10 protein-coding genes are annotated in these 11,007 nt (G+C 72.9%); 8 read left to right on the forward strand and 2 right to left on the reverse strand.

The genetic code is table 11. From position 1 onward, the window contains the following. The 8 genes from ACXJKG_RS14655 to ACXJKG_RS14690 all read left to right on the forward strand — a co-directional run. A partial coding sequence (locus tag ACXJKG_RS14655) for an ABC transporter permease (RefSeq protein ID WP_456846483.1) occupies positions 1-920 on the forward strand: 920 nt, incomplete at its 5' end. Next, a complete protein-coding gene (locus tag ACXJKG_RS14660; RefSeq protein WP_456846484.1) occupies positions 917-1,732 on the forward strand; it encodes an ABC transporter ATP-binding protein in 816 nt (271 codons plus the stop codon). The genes ACXJKG_RS14655 and ACXJKG_RS14660, both read left to right, overlap by 4 nt. Beyond that, positions 1,729-2,490: an ABC transporter permease gene (locus ACXJKG_RS14665; RefSeq protein WP_456846485.1), complete on the forward strand. Its 762-nt coding sequence runs from the start codon at positions 1,729-1,731 to the stop codon at positions 2,488-2,490. Before ACXJKG_RS14660 ends, ACXJKG_RS14665 begins: the two co-directional genes overlap by 4 nt. Before the next feature lie 70 nt (positions 2,491-2,560). Beyond that, a complete protein-coding gene (locus tag ACXJKG_RS14670; protein WP_456846486.1) occupies positions 2,561-3,721 on the forward strand; it encodes an ABC transporter substrate-binding protein in 1,161 nt (386 codons plus the stop codon). A gap of 64 nt (positions 3,722-3,785) precedes the next feature. Beyond that, the gene (locus ACXJKG_RS14675) at positions 3,786-5,090 is read left to right on the forward strand and encodes an aminotransferase class III-fold pyridoxal phosphate-dependent enzyme (protein ID WP_456846487.1); all 1,305 of its coding nucleotides are present in this window, start codon (positions 3,786-3,788) and stop codon (positions 5,088-5,090) included. A gap of 37 nt (positions 5,091-5,127) precedes the next feature. After that, positions 5,128-5,886: an SDR family oxidoreductase gene (locus ACXJKG_RS14680; RefSeq protein ID WP_456846488.1), complete on the forward strand. Its 759-nt coding sequence runs from the start codon at positions 5,128-5,130 to the stop codon at positions 5,884-5,886. A gap of 58 nt (positions 5,887-5,944) precedes the next feature. After that, positions 5,945-7,792 carry an ABC transporter ATP-binding protein gene (locus ACXJKG_RS14685; protein ID WP_456846489.1) on the forward strand — a complete coding sequence of 616 codons (1,848 nt, stop codon included), beginning with the start codon at positions 5,945-5,947 and terminating at the stop codon, positions 7,790-7,792. Next, positions 7,789-9,600 carry an ABC transporter ATP-binding protein gene (locus ACXJKG_RS14690; RefSeq protein ID WP_456846490.1) on the forward strand — a complete coding sequence of 604 codons (1,812 nt, stop codon included), beginning with the start codon at positions 7,789-7,791 and terminating at the stop codon, positions 9,598-9,600. Before ACXJKG_RS14685 ends, ACXJKG_RS14690 begins: the two co-directional genes overlap by 4 nt. 10 nt (positions 9,601-9,610) lie before the next feature. On the opposite strand, the gene ACXJKG_RS14695 is transcribed toward ACXJKG_RS14690, so the two are convergent. Both ACXJKG_RS14695 and ACXJKG_RS14700 read right to left on the reverse strand, forming a co-directional pair. Next, a complete protein-coding gene (locus ACXJKG_RS14695; RefSeq protein ID WP_456846491.1) occupies positions 9,611-10,366 on the reverse strand; it encodes a MerR family transcriptional regulator in 756 nt (251 codons plus the stop codon). 34 nt (positions 10,367-10,400) lie between these two features. Beyond that, the coding region (locus ACXJKG_RS14700) for an HAD hydrolase-like protein (RefSeq protein WP_456846492.1) at positions 10,401-11,007 on the reverse strand (607 nt) is incomplete at its 5' end.

Below are 11,007 nucleotides of genomic sequence, written 5' to 3' on the forward strand. Positions count from 1 at the left end.
CCCTGGCCCCGCCGCGGACCGTCCCCGTCCCGGTCCCCGGCCGGTCCGGGCGCCGGAACCCGGGGCGCCAGGTCCTCGTCGGCGTGCTCGCCGTCGTGCTGCTGGCGGTGCTGTGGGAGCTGGTCAAGGTCGTCGTCCCCGACACGGGCGGCCACGTCGGCGGGGCGAGCCTGCTGCCGCGGACCGACGACGTCGCGATGCCGCACGTCTGGGAGATCGTGCAGCGGGTGCTGCAGCCCGAGACCTCTGCCACGGGCTCGCCCACGGTCCTGAGCGCGATGTTCGCCGCGTGCTGGTTCACGTTGCGGGTCGCGCTCGCGGGCTGGCTGCTGGGGTCGGTCGGCGGCCTGCTGCTCGCCGCGCTGATGCAGCGCTCGCCGCTCGCCGAGTCCGCGCTGGTGCCGTGGGTCGTCCTGAGCCAGACCGTGCCGCTCATCGCGCTCGCGCCGCTGGTGGTCGGCTGGGGCGGCCGGATCCACCTCGGCGGGCTCGAGTGGCAGCGCTGGATGTCGGTGGCGCTGATCGCGAGCTACCTGGCGTTCTTCCCGGTCACCATCGGCGCCCTGCGGGGGTTCCAGTCGCCTCCGGCCGCGCAGGTCGAGCTCTACCGGTCCCTCGCGGCCGGCTGGACCCGCACCCTGGTCTCCCTGCGGCTGCCCGCGAGCGTCCCGTACCTCCTGCCCGCGCTGCGGCTCGGGGCGGCCACCGCGGTGGTCGGCGCGATCGTGGCCGAGGTGTCGACGGGCACCAAGGGCGGCATCGGGCGGCTGATCATCGGCTACGCCCAGTCCGCCAGCGGCGACCCCTCCAAACCGTGGGCCGCGATCATCGCGGCCGCTCTGCTGGGCCTGCTCGCCGCGGGTCTGGTGTCGCTGCTCGGGCTCGGCCTGGGCCGCTTCCGCTACGGGGAGGTCCGATGAACAGGGAGCGCGCCGGCGTCGTGAACTCCGTGGAAGCCCGGGGCGTCGGGAAGGTCTTCACGTCCCGGTCGGGCGAGGTGGTCGCGCTCGACGGCATCGACCTCACGGTCGCGGCGGGGGAGTTCGTCTCGTTGATCGGGCCGTCGGGCTGCGGCAAGTCGACGCTCCTGCGGCTCATCGCGGACCTGGACGTCCCGACGTCCGGGGAGCTCACGGTCTTCGGCAAGACCCCCCGGCAGGCCCGCGAGGCGCAGGACTACGGCATCGCGTTCCAGCAGGCGGGCCTGCTGCCGTGGCGGACGGTCACCGCGAACGTCGAGCTCCCGCTCGAGCTGCACGGGGTGGGCAAGGCGGAGCGGGCGGCGCGCGTGGTCGAGCTGCTGGACCTGGTCGGTCTGAGCGACTTCGCCGTTCACTTCCCGCACCAGCTGTCCGGCGGGATGCAGCAGCGCGTGGCGATCGCGCGGGCGCTGGCCGAGCGGCCGAGCATGCTGCTGATGGACGAGCCGTTCKSGGCGCTCGACGAGATGACGCGCGAGCGGATGCAGACCGAGCTGGTGCGGATCTGCGCCGAGAGCGGTGCGGCGGTCGTGTTCGTCACGCACTCGATCCCGGAGGCGGTGTTCCTCTCGCAGCGCGTCATCGTGATGTCGCCGCGGCCGGGCCGGATCAGCGCGGTCGTCCCGGTGAACCTCGGCGACGAGCGCGGCGAGGGGCTGCGGGAGGACGCCGCGTTCTTCGCCGCCGTCACGGCGGTGCGCGAGGCCCTGCACGGCACCCCGGTCGCCGCCCGCGGGATGGACCAGCGATGACCGGCGCCACCGTCCGCCGCTGGCTGGCGCCCGTCGCCGTCGGCGTGCTGGCGCTGCTGGTCTGGCAGGCGATCGTCGTCGGCGCCGGCCTCAAGCCGTACCTGCTGCCCAGCCCGACGGCCATCGTCGAGCAGCTGCTGCTGGTCGTCCCGCTGGTGTGGTCCGCCGCGCTCGCGACGGGCATGAACGTGCTGGTCGGGCTGGTGGTCGGCAGCGTGGCCGCGATCGGCGCGGCCGTCGTCGCGGCGCGCAGCCGGATGGCGGACACCCTGCTGTCGCCGACGGCCGCCGCGCTGAGCGTCATGCCGATCGTCGCGCTCGCCCCCGCCCTGAACACGATGTTCGGCACCACGTCGACCACCCCGCGACGCCTCGTCGTCTCCGTCGTCGTGTTCGCGCCCGTCTTCGTCAACACCCTGCGCGGCCTGCGCCAGGTGCAGCCGGTCCACCGCGACCTGCTCAAGGCGTACGCGGCGACCCCGCGGCAGATCACGCGGACGGTGACCATCCCGGGCGCGCTGCCGTACCTGTTCACCGGTCTGCGCATCGCGTCCTCGACCGCGGTGATCGCGGCGATCGTCGCCGAGTACTTCGGCGGGCTGCAGAACGGCCTCGGCTCCCGGATCACGTCGGCGGCGTCGAACAGCGCCTACGCCCGGGCCTGGGCCTTCGTCCTCGGCGCCATCCTGCTGGGGCTCGTGTTCTACCTCGCGACGCTCGCCCTGGAGCGCGGCGTCGCGAGGCGCCAGGGGGGATAGGAACGTCCGCCTGCCACCGGAGCCAGGCCGGCCGATCAACCGCACAGCACAGCCAACGAGAGGATTGACGATGAGACTCACCAGGCGTACTGCGTGGGGCGCGGCCGCGGTCGGCGCTGCCGCCGCGCTCGTCCTGTCGGGATGCAGCTCCGACGACGGCGGGGACGCGGGGAGCGACCCCTCGATGAGCTCGCAGGTGCTCATCCCCGTCAAGCTCCAGCTGCAGTGGTTCACCCAGGCCCAGTTCGCGGGCTACTACGCGGCGGTGGACCAGGGCTACTACGTCGACGAGGGCCTCGACGTGCAGATCGTCGAGGGCGGCACGGACATCGTGCCGCAGTCGGTGCTGGCCGACGGCTCGGTCGACTACGCGATCGCGTGGGTGCCCAAGGCTCTGGCGTCGCGCGAGCAGGGCGCCGGCATCACCGACGTCGCGCAGATCTTCCAGAAGTCCGGGACGCTGCAGGTCGCGTTCAAGGACAAGGGCATCACCAGCGCGGCCGACCTCAAGGGCAAGAAGGTCGGCAACTGGGGCTACGGCAACGAGTTCGAGCTGTTCGCGGGCATGACGAAGGCGGGCCTCGACCCGGCCACCGACGTCACGCTGGTCCAGCAGCAGTTCGACATGAACGCGTTCCTGGCCGGGGACATCGACGCGGCGCAGGCCATGACCTACAACGAGTACGCCCAGCTGCTCGAGGCCGAGAACCCCGACACGGGCGAGCTCTACACGGCCGACGACTTCACGGCGGTGAACTGGAACGACGAGGGCACCGCGATGCTCCAGGACGCCATCTGGGCGAACTCCGACAAGCTCGCGAACGACAAGGACTACCAGGACCAGACCGAGAAGTTCATCAAGGCGAGCCTCAAGGGCTGGATCTACGCCCGCGACAACCCGGAGAAGGCTCGGGACATCGTCGTGGCCCAGGGCTCGCAGCTGGGCAACAGCCACCAGCTGTGGCAGACGAACGAGATCAACAAGCTGATCTGGCCCTCGCCGGACGGCATCGGCATGATCGACGAGGCCGCCTGGAAGCAGACGGTCGACGTCGCGCTCAAGACGAAGAACGACCAGGGGGCGACGGTCATCACGGCGGAGCCCGACGCCGACGCGTACACCAACGAGTACGTGCAGAAGGCCCTGGCCGAGCTCAAGGACGAGGGCGTCGACGTGTCCGGCGAGGACTTCACGCCGATCGACGTCACACTCGAGGCCGGCGGCAAGTGACCTCTCGCGCGCGGGCGTCGACCACGGCGCCCGCGCGCGGGGACGCACCAGAAGGAGAAGCACCATGACCACCGACGACGACGCCACCGCGCTGCGTCTCGACCGCGACCACGTCTTCCACTCGTGGTCGGCGCAGGCCCACCTGAACCCGATGGTGATCGCGGGCGGGCTCGGCTCGACCGTATGGGACCACAGCGGGCGGCGGTACCTGGACTTCTCCAGCCAGCTGGTCAACACGAACATCGGCCACCAGCACCCCCGCGTCGTCGCCGCGATCCAGGAGCAGGCGGCGACCCTGACGACGGTCGCGCCGGCGACGGCCAACCTCACGCGCGGCCGGGCGGCGCAGAAGGTGCTGAGCCACGCGCCGCAGGGGTTCAGCAGCGTCTTCTTCACCAACGGCGGGGCCGACGCCAACGAGAACGCGATCCGGATGGCCCGCCTGCACACCGGGCGGGACAAGGTTGTGTCCGCGTACCGGTCGTACCACGGCAACACCGGCGCGGCCGTGGTCGCGACGGGGGACTGGCGCCGCGTGCCCAACGAGTACGCCCGCGCGCACGTGCACCACTTCGGGCCGTACCTGTACCGCTCGGAGTTCTGGTCGACCACCCCGGAGCAGGAGAGCGAGCGCGCGCTGCACCACCTCGAGCGCGTGATCCAGGCCGAGGGGCCGACGTCGGTCGCGGCGATCCTGCTGGAGACCATTCCCGGCACGGCCGGCGTGCTGGTGCCGCCGCCCGGCTACCTCGCGGGCGTCCGAGCCATCGCCGACCGGTACGGGATCCTGCTCATCCTCGACGAGGTCATGGCCGGGTTCGGCCGGACGGGACAGTGGTTCGCGTTCGACGGGTTCGACGTCGTCCCGGACCTCATCACCTTCGCGAAGGGCGTCAACTCCGGGTACGTCCCGGCGGGCGGCGTCATCCTCAGTGACGCGATCGAGGCGACGTTCGAGGACCGCGTGTTCCCCGGCGGCCTCACCTACTCGGGCCACCCGCTGGCCATGAGCTCGATCGTCGCGACCCTGGACGCGATGGCCGACGAGGGCATCGTCGAGCACGCCGCCGCCATCGGCCGTGACGTGCTCGGCCCGGGCCTGGCGGAGCTGGCCGAGAAGAACCCGCTGGTGGGAGAGGTGCGCGGGCTCGGCGTGTTCTGGGCGGTGGAGCTGGTCAAGGACCAGGCGACCCGCGAGCCGGTCGATGCCGCGCTGATGGGCCGGGTCAAGGCCGGCGCGCTCGCCCGCGGGCTGCTCCCGTTCCTCGCCGACAACCGCGTGCACGTCGTCCCGCCGTGCGTGGTCACGGCCGACGAGGCTGCCACCGGCCTCGGACTGCTGACCGAGGTCCTGGCCGAGGTCGCCTAGCCTTCTGCGTAGTCCCACCCACCCCTTGGAGTTCCGCATGAGCACACGCACGCCCCGACGCGCCCTGGTCACGGGTGCCTCCTCCGGCATCGGCGCGGCGACCGTCCGTCGCCTGCGCGCGGAGGGCTGGGACGTCGTCGCGACCGCCCGCCGCGCGGACCGGCTCGCCGCGCTGGCCCAGGAGACGGGCGCGCAGACCGTCGTCGCCGACGTCACTGACGACGCCGACGTGGCGCGCCTCGCCGAGCAGGTCGCCGCGGGCGGCCCCCTCGACGCGCTGGTCAACAACGCGGGCGGCGCCTTCGGGCTCGACCCCGTCGAGTCGGCGGACCTCGAGCACTGGCGCCAGATGTACGAGCTCAACGTGATCGGGACGCTCCGGGTCACCCAGGCGCTGCTCCCGCAGCTGCGCGAGGGCGACGGCGGCGACATCGTCGTCGTGACGTCCACGGCCGCGCACGGCACGTACGAGGGGGGCGCCGGGTATGTGGGTGCCAAGCACGCGGAGCGCATGCTCGCGACGACGCTGCGCTGGGAGATCCTGGGCGAGCCCATCCGGATCATCGAGATCGCGCCCGGGGCCGTGGCCACCGAGGAGTTCTCGATGGTCCGGTTCGACGGGGACAGCGAGCGGGCCGCGGCCGTGTACGCGGGCTACGAGCCGCTGGTCGCGGACGACATCGCCGACGCCATCGCGTGGTCGCTGAGCCGGCCCGCGCACGTCAACATCGACCTGCTCGTCGTCCGTCCGCGCGCCCAGGCGAGCAACAACAAGATCGTGCGCACCGGAGCCTGACCGTCCCGAGGATCGGATCGATCGGGCAACTGTCGGACCCCGTCCGTAGTGTGGAGGCGTGCCTTCTGCTCCACCCGCCGGTCCCGCACGTCCCGAGTCGACCACCCGCGTGCTCCTGCGCCTGCGCCACTGGGCGCGCCCCGCGCTCCCGCGGATCGCGCTCGGCGGTCTGACCGCCCTCGGTGCGAGCCTGCTGGCGCTCGCGGTGCCGCAGGTCCTGCGCGTGATCGTCAACGGCCCCCTGCTCAGCGAGGGCTCGCAGCGCGGGGTCGTCATCGGCGCGCTCGTCGTCCTGGGGCTCGGGGTGCTCGAGGCGTTCCTGGTCTGGTGCCGCCGCGCGCTGATCCTCACGCCGGGCACCACGGTCGAGCGCGACATGCGCACCGACCTGTTCCGCCACCTGCTGGACCTCCCCGTCGAGTTCCACGACCGCTGGTCGGGCGGGCAGCTGCTGTCCCGCGTGATGTCGGACCTCGGCACGATCCGCCGCTGGACGGTGTTCGGGCTCGTGATGCTGCTGGTCAGCGCCACGACGGTCATCGTCGGCATCGGGCTGATGATCTGGACCAGCTGGGTGCTCGGGCTGGTCTACCTGGTCGGTGCGGTGCCCATGATCTGGCTCGGCTTCCGGTTCCGCGAGGACTACAAGGTGGTCGCGCGGCGGGCCCGTGACCAGGCGGGCGACCTGGCCACGACGGTCGAGGAGTCGGTGCACGGCATCCGCGTGCTCAAGGCGTTCGGCCGAGGCGCCGACGCTCTCGACGACTTCGCGCGGCAGGCCGACGAGCTGCGCACCACCGAGGTGCACAAGGCCAGGACGCTGTCCCGGGTGTCGTTCGCGCTCGGCGCGATCCCGGAGGCGATCCTCGCGGTCTCGCTCGGTTTCGGCGTCGTGCTGACGTCCCGCGGCGAGCTCAGCGTCGGCGCCCTCGTCGCGTTCTTCGCCACCGCGGCCGTGGTGAACAACCCCGTCGAGCGTCTCGGCATGCTGCTCGCGATGACCCTCGACGCGAAGGCCGCGACGGACCGGTACCTGCAGGTCATGGACACGGGGTCGACCGTCCGGGACCCGGCGGAGCCGGCGGCGCTGCCCACGGCGGACCCGGCGGGCTCGCGCGTCGAGCTGCGGGGCGTCCATTTCGGGCACCCGCGCGGCGTCGACGCCGAGGGCCACCCGCGCGGTGGCTCCGACATCCTCGCGGGCATCGACCTCGTGCTGGAGCCGGGCGAGACGATGGCGCTGGTGGGGCTGACCGGCAGCGGCAAGACGACCCTGCTCCAGCTGGTCCCCAGGCTCTACGACGTGACCGCGGGCAGCGTGCGGATCGACGGCGTCGACGTCCGGGACCTCACGCGGGCGGACCTGCGGGCGGCGGTCTCGGTCGCGTTCGAGGACCCGATCCTGTTCTCCGCGTCGGTGCGGGAGAACGTGCTGCTCGGCACCGACCTCACCGGCACGGAGGCCGACGACCTGGTCACCGAGGCGCTCGACGTCGCCCGCGCGGGCTTCGCGTACGGGCTCCCGGACGGCCTCGACACCGTGATCGGCGAGGAGGGGCTCAGCCTCTCGGGCGGCCAGCGGCAGCGCGTCGCCCTGGCCCGCGCCATCGCCGTGCGGCCCCGCGTGCTCCTGCTCGACGACCCGCTCTCGGCGCTCGACGTGACCACGGAGGCCGCGGTCACGGCCCGGCTCCGCGACATGCTCACGGGCACCACGACCCTCGTCGTCGCGCACCGGCCATCCACGGTGGCCCTGGCCGACCGGGTGGCGGTGCTCGAGGAGGGGCGGATCACGGGGGTCGGCCGGCACGCCGACCTGCTGACCACCCACCCGCACTACCGGTACGTGCTCACGGCGCTGTCGGCGCTCGACGACGTGGACCACCTCGAGGAGGTGAGCCGGTGAGCGTCCTGACCTCCGAGGCCTTCGGGGACGAGGCCACCAAGGCCGAGTCGCGGCGGATCCGCCGACGTTCGCTCGGGCTGCTCGGCACGCTGCTGCGGCCCGTCGCGGGTCCGGCGTGGTGGACGGCCGCGCTCGTGGTGGGCTCGCAGCTCGCCGCGGTCGCCGGCCCCGCGCTCGTCGCGTACGGCATCGACAAGGCCCTGCCGGCCCTCACCGCGGGCGACGCCCGTCCGATCACGCTGGCGACCCTCGGGTATCTCGCGGCGGCGCTGCTCGGCGGCGTGCTCACCGCGGCGACCGTGCGGGCGTCCGCGCGCGTGAGCCAGACGATGCTGCTGGACCTGCGGCGCCGGGTGTTCCGGCACACGCAGCGGCTCAGCCTCGAGTTCCACGAGAAGTACACGTCGGGCCGGATCATCTCGCGGCAGACCTCCGACCTCGACGCGCTGCGCGAGCTGTTGGACGGCGGCGTCACCAACCTGGCGTCGAGCGTGCTCGCCATGGTGTTCACCGCGGTCTCGCTCGTGCTGCTCGACTGGCGCAGCGGCCTGGTGCTGCTCATCGCGGTGATCCCCGGCGTGGTGCTCACCCGGTGGTTCCAGGTGCGGTCGCAGGTCCAGTACCGCAAGCAGCGGACCGCCGCGGCGCGGCTCATCGTGCGGTTCGTCGAGACGATGACCGGCATCCGCGCCGTCCAGGCGTTCCGCCGCGAGCCGCAGGTCGAGGAGGTCTACGGCGGGCTGTCGGAGGACTACCGCGAGACCAACGCCGCGGGGATCCGCCTGAACGGCGTCTTCGACACCGGGCTCACGCTCATCGGCAACGTCACGGTCGCCGCTGTGCTGCTGGTCGGCGGCCTGCGCGCGCTCGACGGCGGCCTCGAGGTCGGGGTGCTCGTCGCGGCGGTCCTGTACGCGCGACGGTTCTTCAACCCGCTGCAGCAGATCGGCATGTTCTACAACTCGTTCCAGTCGGCCACCGCGGCGCTGGAGAAGCTCGCGTCGCTGCTGGCCGAGGAGCCGACGGTCCCGGACCCGCTGCAGCCGTCGGCCCTCGCGCACGCCCGCGGTGACGTCCGGTTCGACGACGTCGAGTTCGGCTACGGCACGGGGCCGACGGTCCTCCCGCACGTCGACCTGCACATCCCGGCCGGCCAGTCGCTCGCGCTCGTCGGGGAGACGGGGGCCGGCAAGTCGACCATCGCCAAGCTGCTCGCCCGGTTCTACGACGTGCGCGGCGGCGCCGTGCGGCTCGACGGGCTCGACCTGCGCGAGATCGATCCGGTCGACCTGCGGCGGGCGGTCGTCATGGTGACCCAGGAGGCGTACCTCTTCTCGGGCTCGGTCGGCGCCAACATCGCCCTCGGCAAGCCGGACGCCACGCCGGCGGAGATCGAGGCGGCCGCGCGCGCGGTCGGCGTGCACGACCTGATCGCGTCGATGCCCGACGGCTACGCCACGGAGGTCGACAAGCGCGGGGTGCGGCTCTCGGCCGGCCAGCGCCAGCTCGTCTCGTTCGCCCGCGCGTTCCTGGCGGACCCGGCGCTGCTGATCCTCGACGAGGCGACCAGCTCGCTCGACGTCCCGGGGGAGGCGCTCGTGCAGCTGGGGCTGCAGACCCTGCTGGCCGATCGCACCTCGGTCGTCATCGCCCACCGGCTCTCCACGGTCATGGGCTCGGACCGGGTGCTGGTGATCGAGGGCGGGCGCATCGTCGAGGACGGCACCCCGGACGGGCTGGTCGCCGCGGGAGGCCACTTCGCGGAGCTGCACGCCGACTGGCAGCGGTCGATCCGCAGCACCACCTGACGTCTACCCCTCAGAGGTGCCGCGCCGCGTACTCGTGCAACGCGTCGCGGACGAACGTCGCGCCCTGCTCGCCGCCGTAGCTCGCGGCGAACCGCGGGTCGGCGACGTACATCTCGRCGAGGCCCACGATGTACTCCTTCACGGGGGTCGACCCGTGCCCGGGCGTACCAGGGATGCTGCCGAGCCAGGCGACGTGCCGCCGGGCCAGCTCCTGCGCCTCGTCGGACGCGGGGTCCGCGCCGGCGGACGCGGCGGCGCCCCACTCGGTGGCGAGCCGCGCGGTGGTCGCCTTCCACGCGGCGCGCTCGTCGTCGGTCATGCCACGCCACCAGCCGTCGGACGTCGCGTAGGCGTCGGCGCCCCAGCGGCGCTCCACCTCGTCCTTGTGCTGGGTGTGGTCGAACCCGTCGAACATGTCCTCGGCCATGATCGGTCCTCCGTTCTCTCGTGCGGTGATGGTCCGTTCGACAGAGGCCGCCTGCCGCTCCAGGCGTCGCTGCTCGCTGCGCAGCCAGTCGAGGTGGGCGCGCAGCGCGGCGGTCTCGTCCTGCTCGCTCATCAGCACCCGGCCGATGTCGGGCAGCCCGAGCCCGAGCCGGCGCAGCAGCAGGATCCGCTGCAGCCGGACCAGCGCGTGGTCGTCGTACCAGCGGTACCCGTTGTCGCCGACCCGGCTGGGCTCGAGCAGACCGATCGCGTCGTAGTGCCGCAGCGTCCGGCTCGTGGTGCCCGTCAGGCGGGCGACCTCCTGGATCGATGCCTCCATGCCGTCCACGGTAGGAGTTGACGCAACGTCAAGGTCAAGCCCGGCGAGCGATCCCGTTGCCGACGCGCGCCAGGACCGTGCGCCGGAGCTCCTCGACGGTGTCGACGACGGCGACGGCACCCGCGGCCGCGAGCTCGCCCGGCGCCGCGTATCCCCAGGTCACGCCCACGCAGTCGATGCCGTGCGCACCGGCACCGTGCACGTCGTGCTCGCGGTCCCCGACCATCAGCGTGGTCGCGGGCGACGGCGCGTGCGGTTCGGCGGCGAGCGCACGGGCGATCACGTCCGCCTTGGTGCCGGACTCGTCGAGCGGTGCGCCGAAGATGCCGTCGACCAGCGGGGTGAGCCCGTGGTCCGCGCAGATCGGCACGGCGAACACCTCGGGCTTGGAGGTCGCGACGACGAGCCGGCAGCCTGCCGCGCGCAGGTCGACGAGCAGCTCGGGGACGCCGTCGAACACCGTCGCGTCGTGCATCCCCGTCGCCCCGAAGTCCTCGCGGTACGCGCGGACGAGCTCGCCGACGCGCTCGTCGGGGACGCCGTGCGCGCGGAGGCTGTCGCCGATGGGCGGCCCGACGAACGTGCGCAGCTCCGCGGGCGTCGGGACCGGCAGGCCGCACCGGTGGTACGCGACGGCGATG

The organism is Cellulomonas sp. P5_C6 (genome assembly GCF_054049635.1).

Coding starts and splice junctions, on each gene's coding strand:
- ACXJKG_RS14665 (WP_456846485.1), top strand. CDS start 1,729: ATGACCGGCGCCACCGTCCGCCGCTGGCTGGCGCCCGTCGCCGTCGGC.
- ACXJKG_RS14670 (WP_456846486.1), top strand. CDS start 2,561: ATGAGACTCACCAGGCGTACTGCGTGGGGCGCGGCCGCGGTCGGCGCT.
- ACXJKG_RS14675 (WP_456846487.1), top strand. CDS start 3,786: ATGACCACCGACGACGACGCCACCGCGCTGCGTCTCGACCGCGACCAC.
- ACXJKG_RS14680 (WP_456846488.1), top strand. CDS start 5,128: ATGAGCACACGCACGCCCCGACGCGCCCTGGTCACGGGTGCCTCCTCC.